The organism is Enterococcus sp. 22-H-5-01 (assembly GCF_050310005.1).
Classification (GTDB): domain Bacteria; phylum Bacillota; class Bacilli; order Lactobacillales; family Enterococcaceae; genus Enterococcus_A; species Enterococcus_A hailinensis.
In genome coordinates, this window is record NZ_CP189993.1 from 61,863 (window position 1) to 83,732 (window position 21,870).

A 21,870-nucleotide genomic window follows, 5' to 3' on the forward strand; every position below is an offset into this window, starting at 1 on the left:
GACTATACATGGAGAAACGATTATTAGAAGTCAATCATTTAAAACAGTATTTTAATACTGGTACAAAAAATGAGGTTCGAGCAGTTAACGATGTCAGCTTTTACATCAATGAAGGCGAAACTTTTGGATTAGTTGGTGAATCAGGTAGCGGAAAATCAACGACAGGTCGTTCGATCATTCGTTTAAATCAACCAACAGCGGGGGAAATCTTATTTGACGGGGAAGATGTCACGAAAATCCACGGGAAAGCTGGATTGACCAAATTCCGCCGCGATGTTCAAATGATTTTTCAAGATCCGTATGCTTCATTGAATCCGCGGATGAAAGTAAAAGATATCATTGCTGAAGGTATTGATGTCAATAAATTAGCTAGTACGCCGAAAGAGCGGGACAAGATCGTCAATGAATTATTAGAGACGGTCGGGTTGAATCCAAGCCACGGTACGCGTTATCCTCATGAATTTTCAGGTGGACAACGCCAACGGATCGGTATCGCGCGTGCACTAGCTGTTCGTCCACGCTTTATTGTTTGTGATGAGCCGATCTCAGCCTTGGATGTATCGATCCAAGCACAGGTCGTGAATTTGCTGCAAGATTTGCAAAAAGAACAAAACTTGACGTATCTGTTTATCGCTCATGATTTGTCGATGGTAAAACATATCAGTGATCGAATCGGTGTTATGAACAATGGGCACTTATTAGAAGTTGGCGATAGTGAAGAAATTTATCATTTTGGTGTCCATCCTTATACGGAGAGTTTGTTGTCGGCGATCCCGATGCCCGATCCAGACCATGAACGTCAACGCCGCCGGATCAAATATCAAACAGAACCACATGATGGCAAGACTCGAACATTGCGAGAGATTGGTCCTGGACATTATATTTATTCTTCAGAAGATGAAGTGGCCTACTATAAGAAAAAATTAGAACACTTAAAAAGTGAAAAATTGTTGGTTAAAAGTTAAATTTGAGAGAAAAGCTATGACGCCTGAGTCATAGCTTTTTTTATTTTAAATAACTTAAAATGTTTATTTAAATAAATAGATATTTGTTATTTCTTTTGTTTATAAACAATTTAAAAAATAACAATGACCAAAAAAATTTTATTTTCCAATTTTACTTTAAAAGATAATCAAATTTGAGTATACTTGGACTAATTTAATGAGATCACTTTAGGGTTGGAGTTTGTTTTCATTAAATAAAATTATTTAGGAGTGAGTAAATGGAAAAGCATTTGAAAAAAGCAAAGACATGGAATATGATTTTGATTATTTTAGGAATACTTTCAACGATTACTGGGATTATTGGCTTACCCAAATCATTGAATCCAAAACTTAGTGACTACAAAATGTTAGGCGACTATGGTCAAGAAATGTTTGATTATCTGAATAGTCCCTTCACAAAAATTTTCTCGATCGTTTCACTGATCGTCACGATTGGCTTACTGGTCTTTTATTTTAAAGCCAATAAAAAATTAGCAGATGAATCGCTTCCAACAAAGGTTCCTTATTATGTCTATATCATATGGAGTTTGGTCGGGCTATTGATCAATCAATTGATGCAACCGACGATGCAAGTTGAAGGTGCGAATGTTTCATTGATCATGATGATCGTTACGCTGATTTTTCAATTGATTTTCTTGATTCCAGCAGTAATCGTAATCGTCCATTTATTCAAAGCAGAACCAGTAGAGGTAGCTTAAATGAAAAAAATGACGAGAAAACAAAAAATTCGTTGGAGTATCATTGGCGGAATCATTGCATTGGTGTTAGTGATCGGAATTATTGTCTTCCAACAAATGAAGCCAAGTAAGACGAGCGAAAATAAATTTCAAACGGTTACGTTAAAGAAAACGGATCCGCTGACATTCAACGGAATCGTCCAAGCGACACATACGCAGGATTATTATTTAGATCAAACGTTGGGGAAAATTTCAACAATCAATGTGGAGGATGGTCAAGAAGTAGCTGAAGGAACAACTTTGTTGAGCTATACCAATACAGAATATGAAACTCAAGCTGAGGAACAAAGTAGTAATTTAGATAAATTGAATCTCGCGGTGACGAACGCACAAGAGATGCTGGCGATTGCTCAAGATAAACAGGCAAAAGTTCAGCAACAATTGAATACCGCTATCAATAATTATAATAATACGAATGAAAACACGGAGGAAGGCGCAGCTAAAAAAGAGCAGTACAAACAAGAAAAAGATCAGTATGAAACAGCATTAGATAGTGCAAAAGATGCGGTCGTTCAAGCGCGACAAGGATTAGAAAGTGCGAATGTAGAATTAAATTCGGCCAATCAAAGTGTCGATACCGTCCGAAATAAAGTAAGTTCCGTCGTAACTAGTACGTCAAAAGGAATTGCTTATGTCGATCAAAAAGGCAAAAATGACGCGACCGTTCCAGTTGTAAAAGTAGTCAGCAATGAAGTCACTGTTGAAGCAACCGCTTCTGAATATGATTATCCTCAAGTAAAACAAGATGCTTCGGTAACGATCAAACCAGTGACGACGAATCAAGAAATTGCAGGAACGATCACGCATGTTAACCAATTACCTGATCAAGCTAGTCAGACCACTGGAAATGCAACAACAACGGCTGCTTCTTCGATCTCAAATTATAGTTTTAGTGTTAAACCAACGGAAACGTTGCATTATGGCTACAATGTCCAAGTAGTTCTGCCACTCGATGAGATTCGTATTCCTAAAAAAGCGATTCGGACTACTGGCGATACAGAATATGTTTTTGTTTATCGTAAAGGCAAAGTCCATGAAGCGACGATCAAAACTGAAAATCAAGGAAGTTACGTGATTTTAAAAGAAGGTCTTAAAGAAGGAGACAAGATAATCTCAAATCCTGATAAGACGTTACATGATGGTCAGGAATTGGCGGTGGATTAAATGATCGAATTAAAACAGATCAATAAATATTATCGGAATGATGAGGAAGTCTTGCATGTATTGAAAGACATCAATCTTTACGCCGATGCTGGTGAGATGATTGCGATCATGGGCCCTTCAGGTAGTGGGAAATCGACTTTGATCAATACTTTAGGTTTTATCGATACGAAATTTGAAGGTGAATATCTCTTTGAAGGAGAAAATCTTATTACGACAACAGATGATCGGTTATCAAAAATTCGAAATCAAACAGTTGGATTTGTTTTTCAAAACTTCAGTTTGATCGAAAATTATACCGTCTACGAAAATGTTGAGCTGCCTTTGCTATATAATGGCTACAGTTTCCATCAAACCAAAGAAAAAGTTATGGCAGTGTTAGCCAAAGTTGGTTTAGCAGACAAAGCAGAAAAACATCCTCGTCAACTTTCTGGCGGGCAGCAACAACGTGTCGCGATTGCCCGAGCATTGATCAACCAACCAAAGTTTATCATTGCAGATGAACCAACAGGGGCACTGGATACACACACCTCCAACGACATCATGGAATTGTTCAAGGAATTGAACCGCCAAGATCAAGTCACGATCTTTTTAGTGACCCATGATCCAGAAGTCGTTCCTTACTGTACGCGACTTGTTCAAATCAGAGACGGCGCAATTATTGAAGATCGGGCGGTGATTGAAGCATGAAATTTTATGTGAATTGGCGTTCTTCATTAAGATCGATTTTCAAGAATAAAAAAAGAAGTGCCTTAACAATGTTTGGAATTATCATTGGCATCGCGGCTGTGATTGCGATTTTATCGATCGGTCGTGGATTTGAACGCGATACGATCAAAAGTCTTACTTCAGAGGAATCAGATAAGTTAGAAGTTAATATCGATTTTGTTCCTAATAATAATAATTTGTATGAATCAAATCTTGATCTGATCCAAAGTTCTGATTTTAGTTTGTTGAAAACAATTGACGGAGTAGAAGAAGTCTCATATCCTAAAACGGATTTGACTTACATCTATAAAGACATCCCTGTAAAAGAAAAAACTAAAAGCACTCGTATTGGGGTAGTTACCAAAAAAGGTAAAGCAGTTAGTCACGGTCGGGCGCTAACGGCTTTTGACAATCAAACACAAAATAAAGTTGTGACATTGGATGCCTCGTTAGCAAAAGAACTTTTTGGGACAGCAAGTGAAGCCGTGGGACGTGGTTTCGAAATCGATCAAGAAGTCTTTACGATCGTAGGTGTTTTTCCGGCTGGCGCGGAGGAATCCATGTTTTCAGTCGGCGCTACAAAAGTCCAAATCCCGCGAAAGACCTATACGCACTTTTTCGGTAATGAAAAAAATACTGGATCTGTGGTATTGACTTTGGCCAACGGCAGCAAGATAAATAAAACTGCTGAAAAAGCTATTAATAAATTGAAAGCAAGTGGTGCGATGCGTCAACAGGGAGAATACCAAGTCTCTAATATGGCGATGATGACAGATGGCATCAGTAATGTCTTGAGTAGTATTACACTCTTTATTAGTGCTGTAGCAGGAATCTCTTTATTTATTGCAGGAGTTGGTGTAATGAATATGATGTATATCTCTGTTTCAGAACGTACGAAAGAGATCGGGATTCGACGAGCTTTAGGAGCGACACGAGGAGCGATTCGTCTCCAGTTTTTATTAGAGGGGATGACGCTGACCTTAGTCGGCGGAATCATTGGTTATCTATTAGGAATGCTAGTCGCTTATGCTATTGGCAGTGTGATGGATATCCATGTTTCGGTAGATTTATTTACCGTTTGTTTAGCGGTTGGTGTCTCCAGCGGAATTGGTTTACTCTTTTCTGTTATGCCAGCATCCGAAGCAGCAAAAAAAGATTTGATCGATATTTTAAGATAAAAAAAAGTTGGAACAAAAGTAAAAATACTTTTGTTTCAACTTTTTTGCTTTTCAGATAAATAAAAAATGCCACCGCACACATTCTTTTCGAAACGTCCGAAGACGCCAAGATTGTGCCGGTGACGTGGGTTTGGCACCCAATGGGCTGTGAGGGGTTCGAACCCACGACCCGCTGATTAAGAGTCAGCTGCTCTACCAACTGAGCTAACAGCCCAAACAAATTACTTACATATGTTAGCACTGAGAAAATAAAAATGCAAGAATAAATAAAGATTTAATTAAAGAAAATATTTTATTTATCTAGTTTCCGAAACTATATTGTAGAATCATGGTAATTTTGCTAAAATAAGAATTCAAAGATGCCGGTTTCATTTGTCACTTTATCGTAGTCTAACTATTTTTAACGATAAAATCAATTGACTGGCGTTTCAATAAAATGATTGAAAAATAAAAAATATCTTTGAACCAATAGATAAACGAAATTTTCAGTATCACAAGAGGAGCTATGAGATTTGGAAGAGAATGCACTCAAAGAATGGGCCGAAACGATTCAAAGTGTTCGCCTGCCTCGTTGGGAAGAATTACCAGAATTAGAATTGTATATGGATCAAGTCATTACGCTAGTCGATCGTTACTTGTCTCCATTGATTCAAAATGAAAAGCAAACTGTCCTATCGAGTGCGATGGTGAATAATTACGTTAAACACAAATTGGTACCACCACCAGTGAAGAAGCGTTACAATCGCAATCACTTGGCTTACTTGATCGCGATCACTTCGTTGAAACAAGTATTTGCGATTCCAGATATCAACGAGTTGATCCGGATGCAGTTATCGGTCAATGAACCGCAAGAAGCCTATAACAATTTTTGTATCGTACAAGAAGCGGCGTTGAGCGATAGTGCAAAAATGATCGCAGGTGAAACGATCACTACGACGCGGACCAATAAGGACGTGTATTATTTAGCAATGGAAAGTGCGGTCGCTTCGCTGACGCAAAAAATGTTAGCGGAAAAGATCATTCAATTGGAAAAAGAGAAAGAAGGCGAAAGTAATGACTGAGAAAATTGCAGTTTTAGTTGATTCAGGGACCGATGTCCCACAAGAAGTGATTGATAATGGACCATTTTTTATGGTTCCGCTTAGAATCATCTTTAGTGATAAAGAATACCGAGATGGGATCGATATCAGTTCTGATACGATTTTCCCCTTGATAAAAAAAGAATTACCTAAAACATCATTACCAGATGGAGAATTGATCCATCAAGTTTTTGATCAAATCAAAGCTCAAGGTTATACCCATGTGATCATGGTGACGATCTCAAGCGGATTAAGCGGAACGTATAATGCTTTACGTGTATTGGGTGAGCATTATGAAGGCCTGACTTTCCATTCGATCGATACCAAAAATGTCGGGATCGGCGCAGGTATTCTAGCAATTTATGCAGGCGATTTGATCAAACAAGGAAAAAATTTCAACGATGTGATCGCTGAAGTTGAAAGTAAAATTCCCCATACTAAAATCTTCTTTAATGTTGATACCCTTGAATATTTACAAAAAGGTGGTCGAATTGGGTTAGTGGCGTCATTATTAGGTAGCGCCCTAAAATTAAAGCCGATTATTTCATGTAATCCAGAAGGTATTTATTATACTGTTGCTAAAGTACGAGGCTTGAACAAAAGTATCGATAAAACGATCCAATTGGTGAAAGACCAAATCGGTACACATAAGCGTTTTAATCTAGCAATCACACAAGCAGATGCGTTAGAAACCGCAGAAAAGATGCGTGCGCGTTTACACGAATTATTTCCTACTGCTGAGAATATTTATTTTGGTAAAGTCTCACCAGCACTAGCCGTCCATACGGGTCCAGGTTCGCTAGGTGTGGTGTGTCAAGTACTTGATTAATAATGAGAGACGAGCTGTTGCTCGTCTTTTTTTATTTCCTATATAAGGTGGGACTTTTCTTAGCTGACCGGATAATCGTCAATTTTTTTGCTTTTTTTCTTAAGTAATTATTGTAAAAGAACGGTAGTATTATTGAAAAGATGAAACACTATTGAAATTATTGTATAATGGTAAGGCGTACATACAATCTTAAAAAAGGTATGAGGTGACCCTTAGTGAAAAAAATTCTAGTTGTTGATGATGAAAAACCGATTTCCGATATTGTTAAGTTCAATCTGACGAAAGAAGGCTATGAAGTCTTTACCGCTTATGATGGTGAGGAAGCTTTAGAGAAAGTAGAAGAAGTGAATCCAGATTTGATTATTTTGGATTTGATGTTACCAAAAAAAGATGGTTTAGAAGTAGCTCGTGAAGTACGCAAAACACATGAGATGCCGATCATTATGGTGACGGCAAAAGATTCTGAGATCGATAAAGTTTTAGGGTTAGAATTAGGCGCCGATGATTATGTAACGAAACCTTTTTCTAATCGTGAATTAGTCGCACGAGTAAAAGCCAATTTACGTCGTGGCGGACAAGCTCCAAAAGAAGAAGAAACAACGACCCAAACGGATCTGACAATCGGTGATTTAACGATTCATCCAGATGCGTATATGGTCACAAAACATGGCGGTACGATCGAATTGACGCATCGTGAATTTGAATTATTGCATTATTTAGCCAAACACATTGGCCAAGTCATGACACGTGAACATTTATTGCAAACGGTTTGGGGCTATGATTATTTTGGGGATGTTCGGACAGTTGATGTGACCGTTCGTCGTTTACGCGAAAAAATTGAAGACAACCCAAGTCATCCGACTTATTTAGTAACCAGACGTGGCGTAGGCTATTACCTACGCAATCCTGAACAGGATTAAAGGAAGGGAACATGGAAAAGAAAGTCCGTTTTTATCGATCAGTAAATTTTAAAGTTGCATTCTCATTTATTTTAATTTTACTGATTTCAATCGAACTTATCGGTGCGTACTTTATTCGTGGCCTTGAAAAATCAACGATCAATAGTTTTACAAAAGACATGAATCAACGGGTCGCTTTATTAAGCACGACGATTGCTTCGACGATGGCTGAAAATAGCGAAAATGAAGCCGATCAGTTGCAACGGATCTTAGAAAATAATACGGCATCGGACATCAAAGAAATGTGGGTCGTAGATGATAAGGGAATTGTTTTGGCGACTAATGATGTCGGTCAAAAGGATTCGATCGTCGGAAAGAAAAATGATTCTAGCGAGATCGATGATTTTTCATTGAAACAATATGTGACACTCGATGACAATAATCAACGGGTATATATTAATGTTCAACCTATTCAGTCCCCGACCGGCGATTCGGCTGTGATCGGGGCTCTTTATGTTAAGAGTGATATTGAACAAAAATATACCGAAATAAGCAATACCGCTTTGATCTTCTTTACGGCCTCCGTTATTGCCGGGCTGATATCGATCATCGTGGCTTTATTGGTCGCCCGTTCGATCACTAAACCAATCAAAGAAATGCAAAAACAAGCTATGCGGATCGCCCAAGGAGATTATTCAGAAAAAGTTGAAATCCATGGGCACGATGAATTAAGTCAACTAGCCGAGACCTTCAATAAATTATCTGACCGAGTAGAAGATGCACAAGATACGATGGAAGCAGAACGAAATCGTTTAGACAGCGTTCTGACTCATATGACCGATGGCGTTATTGCCACCGATCGACGCGGAAAAGTCATCACGATCAACGAGATGGCGTTATCATTATTAGATATGGATAATGAAGAAGCAATCGGACAATCGATCTTGACGTTATTAGATTTGGAAGAAGAATATACTTTACGTAAATTATTAGAAGCACCGGGAGAAATTTTGATCGACCGTTCAAAAGAAGAAGAACAGATCACTTTACGTTCAGACTTTGCGATGATTCGTCGTGAATCTGGTTTTATCAGTGGGTTGGTCGTCGTGTTACATGACGTAACCGAACAAGAAAAAACCGATGAAGAACGTCGTCAATTCGTATCGAATGTTTCTCATGAATTGCGGACACCATTGACTAGTGTGCGCAGCTATCTAGAAGCGTTAGAAGAAGGCGCTTGGCAAGATGAGAATATCGCACCAAATTTTATTCAAGTAACTTTAGGCGAAACCGATCGAATGATCCGTATGATCAATGATCTATTGAATCTTTCGCGGATGGACTCCGGTGCACAGCAAATGGATCTTGAATTGGTCAATTTCAACGAATTAGTCGATTATATTCTAGATCGCTTCGATATGATGGTAACGGGGCAAGAAAAAAATTATCGGATCGTACGTGAATTTACTGAACGTGATCTGTGGGTAGAGATCGATACTGATAAAATCATGCAAGTGCTCGATAATATCATGAACAATGCGATCAAGTATTCACCAGATGGTGGAAAAATTACGGCTCAGTTGATGGAGACTCATAACAATGTCGTTTTAGGTATCTCGGATGAAGGTCTAGGAATTCCTAAAAAAGATCTGGATAAAGTCTTTGAACGTTTCTATCGAGTAGATAAGGCTCGGGCACGTCAACAAGGCGGTACCGGTCTGGGACTAGCCATTTCAAAAGAAGTTATGAAAGCTCACAATGGTCAAATTTGGGTGGAAAGTGTTGAAGGCAAGGGATCGACATTTTATATTTCTTTACCTTACGAGCCGTATGAGGAGGATATTTGGGAATGAGATTATCAGAAAAAATTATCCGAATCGCGCTTTTAGCTTTGATTTTGTTAAGTTTGGTATTGACGTATGCCATTTGGCTCAGCCCAACGGTTAAGACAACTGAAGTCAATACAACGAAACAAACCGTGAAAAATGCTCAAAATTATGCCAAAGCAACGGATGCCTTTTTGCCTTTACGAGGCATTTGGGATATCCATGGTGGAAAATATCAAACTAGCAGTGAAAATTTATTGGCTACTACCCAAGCTCGTTTGACCGAAAGCACCTATGGCCAATTGCAGCAAGTGGCCAGCGGTGAAACAGAAATCCAGAACTATTACAGCTTATCTGATGGGGTCGAGTTTAATTATGAAGGTGATTTTTCACTAGCAGAATACGTAAAAGTATTCGATATGCCAATTAGTTTGAAGGCACTGAAAAATTCAGATACGATCACATTTTCTAAAATCCAAGTTGATTTTGCTAGAAAAAAGATTCGCTTTTTGAACTACAAAGAAAACATCGTCTATGAAGCAACGGCTTCTGTAGATGTCTCAAATATCAAAGAGATTTATGAGAAGAATCAAGGACGCTACTTGAGTATGTCGAGTGACAATCCAACGTTTCCTCGATTGTTAGAAACGCAAGAACGGGTTCGGTTGAAAAAATATAGTTATATTTTAACGACGCAATCGTATTCTCTATTTAGAAATGCCTTTTTCCAAAATCCTGACCAAGCAAAAGGCGAAGAGGAGGCCAGCGGGACACGTTCATTTATCAGCGGACACGAAGAACTAATGATGGATGAGCAAAAACGTTTGGTTACCTTCAACGGTGAATTACCGGAAAGTTTGAAGAATGACAGTATTTATAGTCAAACGTTTCATTATATTAGTCGTTTAGGTACCGCCGTTGGAAATCTGCGTTATTTTGATCAGAAAGATAAAATGATTAATTACCGTATTTTTGTTGAAGGCTATCCGATATTCAGTACGTCTTCAAAAGGCAAGATGAGTATCTCGGTAGAGCCACAACCTAATAATGCAGATGCCAAAGTCAGTATCGAGACCAGTATGGATACTGTCCAAGTGCCGATTCCTTCAGATGAAGAAGTCGAATTACCGAGCACTTTAGAAGTGGAAAATAATTTAGCAGCTGCGGGGATTGATTTGACTCGTATCAAAAGTTTTATCATTGGTTATACTTGGCAGGATGTCGACGGCGTCAACAAACTGGTTTCACTGATGCCAGAATGGTTTGTCAAATACGATGATAACTGGTATTCAGCTGATCAGCTGATGCAAGGAAATCTAGAGACGGGGGCAAACTAATTGGACTTTAGAAAAATTGAACAGATCTTTTTTCTCGTATTTATTGGATTGAATATTTTTCTTTTTAGTATCTATTGGAGCAATCAGCATGAACAGCGGCTGGTCACGACCTCGAATCAACGAGAAGATATCTTGCGGCGTTTAGAAAATGATAACATCGAAGTCGAAGGCAATATTTCAGATGAGCATCGTGAGGGCTATTATTTAAGTGCAGAACAAGACAATTTTGTTTCTTTGCTTAGCGAGTCTTCTGGACAAGCGGTCGCACGTACATCGAATGCGTTAGACAAAGTATTGACGAGTTATCCTAGTGCTGGAACCAAGTTTGATTTAAAGAAATCAGCAAGCAGCTTCAAACGTTTGATGGCCGATAATGAGTTTATTTTAAAAGGTGATGAATACACGTACCTTTCATATCTTTCTAAAAAAGATGAAGATCTTGGAAAAATCATTGGCGCACAATCGTATGAAGGGATTCCTTTTATCGATGAGACGTCTCGTGTGACGATGGATATCGAAAAAGAGGATGGCACTGAGCAAGTCATGAAATACACTCAGACACATCTCAAGGAGATTGAACCTTTACGAGAAAAGATGACCCTATATTCAGAAAAAGAAATTTTGAACACATTGTATATCAATAATAATATTCCAGCCAAATCAACGATCACAAATGTTTATCTAGGGTACTTCCGGACGTTGGAAGTGCAAGAAAAAAATGTCTACGTACCGGTCTGGTTCGTCAATATCAGAACATCAGATAAAACGACACAAATTGAAAAAGTCAATGCATTGAACAACCAAGTGATTACGAACAATTTGGTTCCAAAGGTGGAAAATCCATAAAAAGGGTTGTATACTGGGAACAGTTTTGAAAGAGAGGACCAATTGCTCATGTTAGAAATGGATCACGCCTTCAAAGTCAGCATCTTAGCGAGCGGAAGTTCAGGGAATTCTTTGTACTTAGAAACGCCGCAAAAAAGAATTTTAGTCGATGCTGGATTGAGTGGAAAAAAAATTACTTCATTATTGGCAGAGGTCGATCGAAAACCTGAAGATCTTGATGCGATTTTAGTCACGCATGAACACCGCGATCATATCCATGGTGTAGGTGTTCTAGCAAGAAAATATAAATTACCAGTCTATGCCAACGAAAAAACGTGGGAAGCGATGGCTCCGTTGATCGGAAAAGTCGATCTAGAACAAAAACAAATTTTTGATATGGGAAAAGTCTTGACGTTTGGGGACTTAGATATCGAAAGTTTCGGCGTGTCGCATGATGCTGCGGCACCGCAGTTTTATCGTTTTTATAAAGACGGCCATTCATTTGTGATGCTGACGGATACGGGCTATGCGAGCGAACATGTGAGAGGAACGATCCGCGATGCAGATGCCTATCTAGTTGAAAGCAATCATGATTTAGAGATGCTGCGAATGGGTGCGTATCCGTGGAGTTTAAAACAACGGATCTTGGGCGATCGCGGCCATTTATCTAATGACGATGGTGCATTAGTAATGACAGATATCCTAGGTGATCGAACAAAACGAATCTATCTAGGCCATTTGAGCCGAGAAAATAATATGAAAGAATTGGCACATATGACGATGGAAGAAACATTGACACGTTATGATCTAGGTGTCAATCATCAGTTCCAGATTTTTGATACAGATCCCGACAGTGCGACGGATTTATTCGCAATCTAAAAAAACAGCGAGCCTATTTTTTAGGTTCGCTGTTTTTTGTGATTAATTATAAACGCTGAATTGTTGTTTTAGATGACGCGGTTCGATGGCTTCGTCGATTACTGCAATCGCATAATCAGCCATACTGATCTCACTTTTACCAGCTTCATTTTTCTTTAAGTGATCATCGCTAGTAAAGTAATGGCCAGTCCGTTCACCAGCAGGAATGAAATTTGCTGCTGGACTTAAATACGTCCAATTGACTTGTTCCTCTATTTTTAAGTTCAAAAAGGCTTGATACATATTATAGGCAGTTGGATAATAATCCGCTTTTGGATCAGAAACATCGATCATTCGTTCATTGTCATTGATAAATAAAGAAGAAGCACCGCCGACTACGATCAATCGAGTAGTACTATTACGTAAAATATCGGCTAAATGTTTAAGCGATGTCTGGTGCATTTCTTCTTGTCCGATCGGTGGTCGAAAGGCATCGACAATGACATCAAAAAAAGCGACATCTTTTGGTGTAAGTTCGAATAAATCTTTAACTAAGATGGGGACTTTTACTTGGAGCTTTTCTGGATGCCGGACAATGGCGGTGACGGATAGGTCACGAGCTAATGCTTCTTTTAAAATCAATGAGCCAGCATTTCCGGTTGCACCGATAATTCCTATTTTCATAAACTAAAACCTCCCTAGACATTATGATACTTTCAGTCTAAGGAGGTTTTACGTAAAAGGCAAAAGATTAGGTTTGTGCTTATTTTGATTGTAAAGCTAGTTGTGTGATCACCACTAATAAATTCATACCAACATGGGTGATCATCGATGTCCAGATGCGACCACTATAACGATACATTCCGCAGAACAAGAAACCTAGACCTGCATATAAAAGATAATGACCATCATTGTGAGCAAAAGCAAATAGTAAAGAACTAATCAGTGCAGGAATGAAAAAACCGAATTTTATTTCTAGCGCTCCAAAAATCGCGCGACGGAAAACAAATTCTTCCATAATTGGACCAGCAATCGTAGTGGCCAAGATAAAGACCATATTGTTCATGATCAATTGAACGATATTCTCAGTATTTTGAGAAGCTGCCGTTTGGCCTAAAAGGTGTTGTTCGATTTGTAGGATCGCTACTTGTAACAAAAGTGAGACCGGGATACCGATCAACCCGATCAGTCCAGCTAAGATCCATGGTTTTTGTTTGTTTTCAATTTTGAAAGGCTGTGACTTGTAACGATAAACTATCATTAATACAGCTCCTAAAAAATAAGCCAAGGTAGTCAGCTGAATAATTTGAGATTGACCGGCATTAAAAAAGCGCTGAAAAAGCAATGGCGAAAATAAGACAAATCCGTAAGTAGCAATGGTAATAAAACTATATTTTTTTGCGTCCATCTTTCTTCCTTTCTAAACCGTGTTGTTTTCAAGTATACCATAAGTTGGATAAAAGCTTTGCAGCAGAAAAATCGAAAAAGATAAACCAAGGACTTGCAAAAAGAAGTAAAAATGAGTATGATAATAACTGTGAGTTAGCACTTAGAAGCAAAGAGTGCTAACATTTGAAAATCATTACTAGTTGGAGGGATTTATCGTGTTAAAACCATTAGGTGATCGTGTCATTCTTGAAGTTGCTCAAGAAGAAGAAAAAACAGTTGGAGGCCTAGTATTGGCATCTGCTGCCAAAGAAAAACCACAAACAGCAAAAGTTGTGGCTGTGGGTGAAGGCAATGTACTGGAAAACGGTGAAAAAAGTCCAATGCCAGTAGCAGTTGGCGATATGGTAATGTTTGAAAAATATTCTGGTACTGAAGTGAAATATGAAGGCAGCGAATACTTGATCATCGCTGCAAAAGATATCATGGCAATCGTTGAATAAAAAATTAATGAGGTGAAGAAATCATGGCAAAAGATATTAAATTTTCTGAAGATGCACGTGCAGCAATGCTACGCGGTGTAGACAAATTAGCAGATACAGTAAAAGTAACATTAGGACCTAAAGGACGTAATGTTGTTTTAGAAAAATCTTATGGTTCACCATTGATTACAAATGACGGTGTAACTATCGCAAAAGATATTGAATTAGAAGATCATTTTGAAAATATGGGTGCAAAACTTGTTTCTGAAGTTGCTTCAAAAACAAATGATATCGCGGGTGACGGTACGACAACAGCGACTGTTTTAACTCAAGCTATCGTTCGCGAAGGTTTGAAAAACGTCACTGCCGGTGCAAACCCAATGGGCATTCGTCGTGGGATCGAATTGGCAACAAAAGCTGCTGTAGAAGAATTACACAGTATCTCTAAAGTAGTTGATTCAAAAGATGCCATTGCACAAGTAGCAGCTGTATCTTCTGGCAGCGAAGAAGTTGGTAAATTGATCGCTGAAGCAATGGAAAAAGTCGGTAACGACGGTGTTATCACGATCGAAGAATCAAAAGGGATCGATACAGAATTAGATGTAGTTGAAGGAATGCAATTTGATCGTGGTTACTTGTCTCAATACATGGTAACAGACAACGATAAAATGGAAGCCGCTCTAGAAAATCCATATATCTTAATCACTGACAAAAAAATCTCTAACATCCAAGATATCTTGCCGTTGTTAGAACAAGTCTTACAACAATCTCGTTCATTATTGATCATTGCTGATGATGTAGACGGTGAAGCTCTACCAACATTAGTCTTGAATAAAATTCGTGGAACGTTCAATGTTGTAGCTGTTAAAGCTCCAGGATTTGGTGACCGTCGTAAAGCAATGCTTGAAGATATCGCTGTTTTAACTGGTGCAACTGTGATCACTGAAGATCTAGGTTTAGAATTAAAAGATGCAACGATCGAAAACTTAGGTACTGCTGGTAAAGTAGTCGTTGATAAAGACAATACAACAATCGTTGAAGGTGCTGGCGACAAAGCGGCCTTAGCTGACCGAGTAGAAATGATCAAACGTCAAATCGGCGAAACAACTTCTGATTTTGACCGTGAAAAATTACAAGAACGTTTAGCAAAACTTGCTGGCGGAGTGGCGGTCGTTAAAGTCGGTGCAGCAACTGAAACAGAATTAAAAGAATTGAAATTACGAATCGAAGACGCATTGAATTCAACGCGTGCAGCAGTTGAAGAAGGAATCGTATCTGGTGGGGGAACTGCTTTAGTCAACGTCATCAAGAAAGTTTCTGAATTAGCAGCTGAAGGCGATGTTGCGACTGGGATCAAGATCGTGGTTCGTGCGTTAGAAGAACCTGTTCGTCAAATCGCAGAAAATGCTGGATTTGAAGGATCAGTTGTGATCGATAAATTAAAAAATGCTGAACACGGAACTGGTTTCAATGCCGCTTCTGGTGAATATGTGAATATGATCGATGCCGGAATCGTCGACCCAACTAAAGTAACTCGTTCAGCCTTACAAAATGCAGCGTCTGTTTCTGCATTATTGTTAACGACTGAAGCTGTTGTTGCTGACAAACCTGTCGAAGGTGGCGCAGCTGCTCCAGCAATGGATCCATCAATGATGGGCGGTATGATGTAAAAACAACTTAAAAAGGCATTTAAAGCATTTTAATAGTCATTTTTTTCAAAAAAATTTCGATTATGAAGAAAAATCACAGAATAATTATGGTAAAATAATTAGTGAGAGTTAGTTATTTTTTAACTAAACAATTGTGAGCGTAGAGGAGCTGATTGGATGAAATTAATCGAAACACCATTAAATAGCAACCTAAATATCGAAACACTTTACCCAAATTTGACGAAGTATGCCTTTGATAATCGTCAAGCAGTAAAATATTTTAAATTGTATGCGTATGATCGGACGAAGATCATCTATGCAGATCGTTTTGATACGATCGAATTATTGCTACTAAATCGTCAACGTAAAATCAACCATAAAGAAGTCGATACGATCATCCATCGTTTATTGAAAGTGGATCGTAAAGATGTATCGATCAATGTAGGATATAAAAAACAAATCGATGAAGCAGGAATCAGACCCAAAAATTCCTATAAAGATATCATTTCTATCAAGTACACTGTGCCTAAAGATTGATTCATAGAGGTCGAGACAAAAGTGGAAAAAACTTTTGTCTTGCTCTCTTTTTTTTGTTTCAAATTTAAAATGAAATTTCTTCGTAGCTAAGGGAGCTAATACTACTCGTGCTAAGCTCTTATGATATAATAAGACAAATTAGTTTAATTCACTAAAAACAAATGAGGAGCATGGACTATGAAAAAGTTGTACGAAGATGACAGTTTGACCCTTCATACGGACCTGTATCAGATCAATATGATGAAAACTTATTGGGAGACGGGTCGAGCAGATCTTCATGCGGTATTTGAATGCTATTTTCGTAATATGCCATTCGACAATGGATATGTGATTTTTGCCGGATTGGAACGGCTTGTAAAATATTTAGAAAATCTGACTTTCAGCGAGAGCGATCTTGCTTATTTATCAGAGGTCGAACATTATCCAGCTGATTTTATCGACTATTTACGCGAGTTTAAATTTTCTTGTACTGTCCGTTCAGTGATCGAAGGAGAGCTGGTATTCAGCAATGAGCCTTTGATCCAAGTGGAAGGACCGTTGTTACATTGTCAATTAGTCGAAACAGCACTTTTGAATATCGTTAATTTCCAAACTTTGATTGCTACAAAAGCAGCACGGATCAAATCAGTGATCGGCGAGGATCCATTATTAGAATTTGGGACACGTCGAGCGCAAGAAATGGATGCGGCACTATGGGGTACGCGAGCAGCTTATATTGGCGGTGCGGATGCAACGAGTAATGTTCGTGCAGGGAAAATTTTTGGAATTCCTGACAGCGGAACACATGCGCATTCCTTGATCCAATCATACGGAAATGACTACGACGGTTTTAAAGCTTATGCTCAAACACATCGCGATTGTGTCTTTTTAGTTGATACTTACGATACGATCAGATCGGGTGTGCCGAATGCCATCAAAGTCGCGCGGGAAAGGGGTGATAAAATCAATTTCTTAGGCGTCCGAATCGATAGCGGAGATATGGCTTATATTTCCAAACGAGTACGTCAACAATTAGACGAAGCAGGTTTTCCAGATGCAAAAATCTATGCTTCCAACGATTTAGATGAGAGCACGATTTTAAACTTGAAGATGCAGCATGCAAAAATCGATGTTTGGGGTGTCGGAACAAAATTGATCACGGCCTATGACCAACCAGCGTTAGGAGCAGTCTTCAAATTGGTTTCAATCGAAAATGAGAACGGTGAAATGATCGATACGATTAAACTTTCAAGTAATGCTGAAAAAGTGACGACACCGGGTAAAAAACAAGTATGGCGTATCACACGTAAATCAGATGGGAAATCTGAAGGAGATTACGTGACTTTGTGGAATGAAGATCCTCGAAAAGAAGATGAGATCTTCATGTTCCATCCAGTCTATCCATATATCAATAAGACGGTGAAAAATTTTGAAGCCCGTCCGATTCTGCAAGAGATTTTTGTCGATGGGAAATTGATTTATGAACTTCCTGATTTGGAAGAAGTCAAACAAACAGCCAAAAATAGTTTGGACTCTTTATGGGAAGAATACAAACGGGATTTGAACCCGCAAAAATATCCAGTAGATTTGTCTACGGAATGTTGGAACCACAAAAATAGAATTATGGAAAAAGTACGTAATTCAGTGGTAAAAATAGACCAAGAAGATTAGGGAGTGGATGTCTGATGACATTGCAAACAGAAATTATCAAAGAATTAGGAACAAAACCAGAAATCGATCCAAAAGCAGAAATCCGCAAAAGTGTCGACTTTCTTAAAGACTATCTAAAAAAATATCCGTTTTTAAAAACCTTGGTCTTAGGGATCAGCGGCGGGCAAGATTCTTCATTAGCAGGGCGTTTAGCTCAGTTAGCAATGACTGAGATGCGTGATGAAACTGGTGATGACAGCTATCGTTTTATTGCTGTCCGATTGCCTTACGGTACGCAAGCAGATGAAGCAGATGCCAAACGAGCATTGGATTTTATTCAACCAGACGTTAGTTTGAGTGTCAATATCAAACCAGCGGTTGATGCACAAGTAGCAGCGTTGGAAGAAGCCGGCGTGACGATCACTGATTTCAATAAAGGCAATATCAAAGCGCGGCAACGGATGATCACCCAATATGGAATCGCTGGCGGCAATTCTGGCGCAGTCATCGGAACGGATCATGCAGCCGAAAATATCACCGGTTTCTTCACTAAATTCGGTGACGGCGGTGCAGATATTTTACCATTGTTCCGTTTGAATAAACGACAAGGTAAAATGTTATTGAAAGAATTAGGTGCTGAAGAAGCTATTTACTTAAAAGTGCCGACTGCCGATCTTGAAGACGGCAAACCATTGGTTGCGGATGAAGTCGCATTAGGCGTCACATATGATGATATCGATGATTATCTAGAAGGTAAAACAATTGATTCAAACGCTCAAGCAACGATCGAAAACTGGTGGAACAAAACACAGCATAAACGTCATTTACCGATCACGGTCTTTGATGATTTTTGGAAATAAGCAGATGCCAAACGGCTCAGCAGCTGATCTAGCTGCTGAGCTTTTTTGTTATCTTTACTTTTTTTCGGATTATCGCTAAAATATTTAGTAATTCATGGAATAGGAGCGACGTATGCAAAAAATAAAACGCCTCCCTTGGAGCAAGATTCTGATCGTTCTAGGCGTGGCAACTCTAATCATAGTTTCGAATCTTTTTTTTCAATTGACCCAAAATAATTTTTCATTTGAATTAGCCTTTAAGTTCGCTTTTTCTTGGCATACCGAGAAATTTTTCTTAGGGTGTTTTGTCTTACTTCTTTTTTATGGGTGGCTTACTAGCCTTTTAGGTTCGTTAAAAATAGGAAGCATTTTTTATTCGCTAGTGATCATCGGTATCGGTAGTGCGAATTTTATGAAAATGAAGTATCGGATGGAGCCAATTTATCCTAGTGATCTGAAAATGGTGACAGAATTTAATATGATCAAAGACATTATTGGCTTGCCACTATTTATCCTATTTCTTCTATTATTAGTAGTCGGAATATTTTTGATCATTTTTAGTTTGAAGCAAAGCTTAAAATTGACCAAGCGGCAACAATGGATTCGTTTTGGATTATTGTTGGTGACGAGCGGATTGCTGTTTTATGTTGGTGGATTCAATCAACCAAATAATCTTTTGCGTAAAGCCTATAATAAAACCGCTTTGTGGATTCCTTATAGTCAAAAAATGAATTATTACAATACGGGATTTATGGGCGGCTTTTTATATAATCTTTCAGTCGATGCAATGGATAAGCCGGATAACTATTCTGAAGCGACGATCAAAAAAATCACCGAAAAGTATCAAGTGAAAAAGCAGGCGGCATCTGAGGAAAAACCAAATATCGTCTATGTCATGAGTGAAAGTTTTTCTGATACAAGCCGTTTGAAAGGGTTGGATGTTATCGGCGGAGATCCGTTAAAAGATTATCGAACTGTAGCAGATAAAACTTATAGTGGTCAGATGTTGTCACAAAACTATGGCGGCGGTACGGCGAATATTGAATTTGAAGCATTGACCGGTTTTTCAATGGAATTATTCAACAGTCAAATGACCACACCTTATACGATGTTAGTACCAGGATTCAAGACTTTTCCTTCACTCGTTTCAACATTAAAAAATCGCGGCTATCAGACAACGGCGATCCATCCATATAATACATCGATGTATAAACGCAAGGATGTCTATCAAACGTTTGGTTTTGATCAATTTTTAAATGAAGATACGATGACCCACACGGATAAAATCGAGAACAATCCGTATATCTCTGATGCGTCCGCTTATCAAGAAGTGATGGATCAGCTGGAGAAAAATCAACAACCACAATTTTTACATTTAGTGACGATGCAGACACATATGCCGTATGAAAATAAATATGACGAGGTACCTTATCTGGTGAAAGGCGACGATACGTCTTCGGTTCGAAGTTATCTTCAAGATGTGGCTTACAGCAGTGAAGCATTGAAAGACTTTTTAGCTGATATCGATAAACTACCTGAACGGACGTTAGTTGTTTTCTGGGGTGATCATTTGCCAGGAATTTATTCTAATACGACACAAGAAGCAAATGAGGGACATCAACTACACGAAACAGAATTCTTGTTTTATGATAATCAACATCAATTGACGAATGAAAAGACGGTTACCAGTCCATTTTATTTTGCAGCGGATCTTTTCCAGCAAACCGGTATTCAACAAACCGGCTTTCAGAAGTTATTATTAGCCCTTCAAGAAGAGCTGCCGGCTTTTGAAAAGGGAATGTATTATCAAGATGGTCAGTGGTTTAAGGAAGCTCGCCTCAATCAATCCCAAGAAGAACTTTATCAAGAATATCAATTGATCCAATATGATATTACCACTGGTGAACAATACAGCTTAAAAGAGAATTTTTTTGACTAAAAAGACGTGTGGGAGGCTTTATGGAATTTAAAAAGAAAGACAATCAGACTTATTTTAATCCTGTTCGCCGAGCGATTTTGAATCATCAAATGATCCAAGCCGGCGATCGGGTCGCCATTGGGATGAGTGGCGGGAAAGATAGTACGACTCTATTGGTAATATTAGATCAATTGCGCAGACAAAAACGGCTGGGTTTTGATTTTGAAATCGTTCCGATCTGTTTGGATATCGGATTTGAAGATTGCGATATTACACCGATGAAACAATTGGTGGAGGAATTAGGCTATACGCTAGAAATCGTTCCCACTAAGATTGCAAAAATCGTATTTGATATTCGGGAAGAACGATCTCCCTGTTCGCTATGTGCTAAGTTGCGACGGGGAATTTTGTATACGCGAGCGCAGGAATTAGGCTGTCAGAAAGTTGCTTTAGGCCATCATGTTGATGATGCAATCGAAACTTATTTTATGAACTTTTTGTTTCACGGCCGGTTAAACAGTTTTGAGCCAACTAGCTATTTATCGAAGACAAACGTGACTTTAATTCGTCCGATGATCTATTTAGAGGAAAAACAAATCATTCAATTTGTGAAACGCTCTGAGTTACCAGTTGTTTTCAATCCTTGTCCTGTGGATAAAAAGACTAAACGGGAAGAGATAAAAAAGTTAGTCACGACTCTTTCTATCGAACATCCAGATATTCGGAAACGATTCATCGTCGGAATGGAGCAAGGAACGGCAGCAGATTTTTGGTCAAAAGTCGATTAAGAAAGCCTTTACAAAAGATTTTTCCTATAACTATTGTTTGTCTTTTTATGATTTCTCATGCTATAATTCAGCTAGTATTCATAGGGGAGTAACTGGCAGCATAAGCTGTGGCAACGCCACCAACAAGAAAAGAAATTTCTGGTGTTGTCTTAAATAGTGAGACTTATGTATGTGTTTTTTTGCATACACGAGTCTATTTTT

Annotated in this window: 21 protein-coding genes and 1 tRNA gene; 19 read left to right on the plus strand and 3 right to left on the minus strand. The window is 38.6% G+C overall.

Going from position 1 to position 21,870, the window contains the following annotated elements:
* The first annotated feature begins 8 nt into the window (after positions 1 to 8).
* The 5 genes from ACQKTA_RS00310 (at position 9) to ACQKTA_RS00330 (ending at position 4,788) form a co-directional block, all read left to right on the plus strand.
* Complete coding sequence (locus ACQKTA_RS00310) at positions 9 to 965, plus strand: ABC transporter ATP-binding protein (protein WP_427813787.1); 957 nt, start codon at positions 9 to 11, stop codon at positions 963 to 965.
* Between the two features lie 257 nt (positions 966 to 1,222).
* Positions 1,223 to 1,702 carry a hypothetical protein gene (locus ACQKTA_RS00315; protein ID WP_427813788.1) on the plus strand — a complete coding sequence of 160 codons (480 nt, stop codon included), beginning with the start codon at positions 1,223 to 1,225 and terminating at the stop codon, positions 1,700 to 1,702.
* Positions 1,703 to 2,905: an efflux RND transporter periplasmic adaptor subunit gene (locus ACQKTA_RS00320; protein WP_427813789.1), complete on the plus strand. Its 1,203-nt coding sequence runs from the start codon at positions 1,703 to 1,705 to the stop codon at positions 2,903 to 2,905. It abuts the gene before it with no gap.
* Positions 2,906 to 3,592, plus strand: a complete 687-nt coding sequence (locus ACQKTA_RS00325) for an ABC transporter ATP-binding protein (protein ID WP_332580735.1) — start codon at positions 2,906 to 2,908, stop codon at positions 3,590 to 3,592.
* Positions 3,589 to 4,788 (plus strand): ABC transporter permease, encoded by a 1,200-nt coding sequence (locus tag ACQKTA_RS00330; RefSeq protein WP_427813790.1) that lies wholly within the window; start codon positions 3,589 to 3,591, stop codon positions 4,786 to 4,788. Before ACQKTA_RS00325 ends, ACQKTA_RS00330 begins: the two co-directional genes overlap by 4 nt.
* Positions 4,789 to 4,929: 141 nt before the next feature.
* On the opposite strand, the gene ACQKTA_RS00335 is transcribed toward ACQKTA_RS00330, so the two are convergent.
* A tRNA-Lys gene (locus tag ACQKTA_RS00335) sits at positions 4,930 to 5,002 on the minus strand.
* A gap of 298 nt (positions 5,003 to 5,300) precedes the next feature.
* On the opposite strand from ACQKTA_RS00335, the gene ACQKTA_RS00340 reads away from it, so the two are divergent.
* The 7 genes from ACQKTA_RS00340 (at position 5,301) to ACQKTA_RS00370 (ending at position 12,462) form a co-directional block, all read left to right on the plus strand.
* On the plus strand, positions 5,301 to 5,849 hold the full coding sequence (locus tag ACQKTA_RS00340; RefSeq protein WP_332580737.1) for a DUF1836 domain-containing protein: 549 nt from the start codon (positions 5,301 to 5,303) through the stop codon (positions 5,847 to 5,849).
* On the plus strand, positions 5,842 to 6,696 hold the full coding sequence (locus tag ACQKTA_RS00345; protein ID WP_427813791.1) for a DegV family protein: 855 nt from the start codon (positions 5,842 to 5,844) through the stop codon (positions 6,694 to 6,696). Before ACQKTA_RS00340 ends, ACQKTA_RS00345 begins: the two co-directional genes overlap by 8 nt.
* A 215-nt stretch (positions 6,697 to 6,911) precedes the next feature.
* Complete coding sequence (yycF, locus tag ACQKTA_RS00350; protein ID WP_332580739.1) at positions 6,912 to 7,616, plus strand: response regulator YycF; 705 nt, start codon at positions 6,912 to 6,914, stop codon at positions 7,614 to 7,616.
* Positions 7,617 to 7,627: 11 nt separating this feature from the next.
* On the plus strand, positions 7,628 to 9,448 hold the full coding sequence (gene walK / locus ACQKTA_RS00355; RefSeq protein ID WP_407854846.1) for a cell wall metabolism sensor histidine kinase WalK: 1,821 nt from the start codon (positions 7,628 to 7,630) through the stop codon (positions 9,446 to 9,448).
* Complete coding sequence (locus ACQKTA_RS00360; RefSeq protein ID WP_427813792.1) at positions 9,445 to 10,758, plus strand: YycH family regulatory protein; 1,314 nt, start codon at positions 9,445 to 9,447, stop codon at positions 10,756 to 10,758. Before walK ends, ACQKTA_RS00360 begins: the two co-directional genes overlap by 4 nt.
* Positions 10,759 to 11,604: a two-component system regulatory protein YycI gene (locus ACQKTA_RS00365; protein ID WP_427813793.1), complete on the plus strand. Its 846-nt coding sequence runs from the start codon at positions 10,759 to 10,761 to the stop codon at positions 11,602 to 11,604.
* 48 nt (positions 11,605 to 11,652) lie between these two features.
* Positions 11,653 to 12,462 (plus strand): MBL fold metallo-hydrolase, encoded by an 810-nt coding sequence (locus ACQKTA_RS00370; protein WP_332580743.1) that lies wholly within the window; start codon positions 11,653 to 11,655, stop codon positions 12,460 to 12,462.
* Positions 12,463 to 12,504: 42 nt separating this feature from the next.
* On the opposite strand, the gene ACQKTA_RS00375 is transcribed toward ACQKTA_RS00370, so the two are convergent.
* Entirely contained in the window at positions 12,505 to 13,125 is a 621-nt protein-coding gene (locus ACQKTA_RS00375; protein WP_427813794.1) for an NAD(P)-dependent oxidoreductase, read from the minus strand.
* Positions 13,126 to 13,204: 79 nt separating this feature from the next.
* Positions 13,205 to 13,849, minus strand: a complete 645-nt coding sequence (locus tag ACQKTA_RS00380) for a CPBP family intramembrane glutamic endopeptidase (protein WP_407854842.1) — start codon at positions 13,847 to 13,849, stop codon at positions 13,205 to 13,207.
* A 196-nt stretch (positions 13,850 to 14,045) separates the two neighbouring features.
* On the opposite strand from ACQKTA_RS00380, the gene groES reads away from it, so the two are divergent.
* The 7 genes from groES (at position 14,046) to ACQKTA_RS00415 (ending at position 21,669) form a co-directional block, all read left to right on the plus strand.
* The gene (gene groES, locus ACQKTA_RS00385; RefSeq protein ID WP_071856556.1) at positions 14,046 to 14,330 is read left to right on the plus strand and encodes a co-chaperone GroES; all 285 of its coding nucleotides are present in this window, start codon (positions 14,046 to 14,048) and stop codon (positions 14,328 to 14,330) included.
* A gap of 23 nt (positions 14,331 to 14,353) precedes the next feature.
* Positions 14,354 to 15,979 (plus strand): chaperonin GroEL, encoded by a 1,626-nt coding sequence (gene groL / locus ACQKTA_RS00390; protein ID WP_332580746.1) that lies wholly within the window; start codon positions 14,354 to 14,356, stop codon positions 15,977 to 15,979.
* 156 nt (positions 15,980 to 16,135) lie between these two features.
* A complete protein-coding gene (locus ACQKTA_RS00395) occupies positions 16,136 to 16,495 on the plus strand; it encodes a DUF1827 family protein (RefSeq protein ID WP_332580747.1) in 360 nt (119 codons plus the stop codon).
* Positions 16,496 to 16,672: 177 nt separating this feature from the next.
* A complete protein-coding gene (locus ACQKTA_RS00400; protein ID WP_427813795.1) occupies positions 16,673 to 18,145 on the plus strand; it encodes a nicotinate phosphoribosyltransferase in 1,473 nt (490 codons plus the stop codon).
* A gap of 14 nt (positions 18,146 to 18,159) precedes the next feature.
* Entirely contained in the window at positions 18,160 to 18,984 is an 825-nt protein-coding gene (nadE, locus tag ACQKTA_RS00405) for an ammonia-dependent NAD(+) synthetase (RefSeq protein WP_427813796.1), read from the plus strand.
* A gap of 112 nt (positions 18,985 to 19,096) precedes the next feature.
* Entirely contained in the window at positions 19,097 to 20,902 is a 1,806-nt protein-coding gene (locus tag ACQKTA_RS00410) for an LTA synthase family protein (RefSeq protein WP_427813797.1), read from the plus strand.
* A gap of 20 nt (positions 20,903 to 20,922) precedes the next feature.
* Entirely contained in the window at positions 20,923 to 21,669 is a 747-nt protein-coding gene (locus ACQKTA_RS00415; RefSeq protein WP_427813798.1) for a tRNA 2-thiocytidine biosynthesis TtcA family protein, read from the plus strand.
* The last annotated feature ends 201 nt before the right edge of the window (positions 21,670 to 21,870 follow it).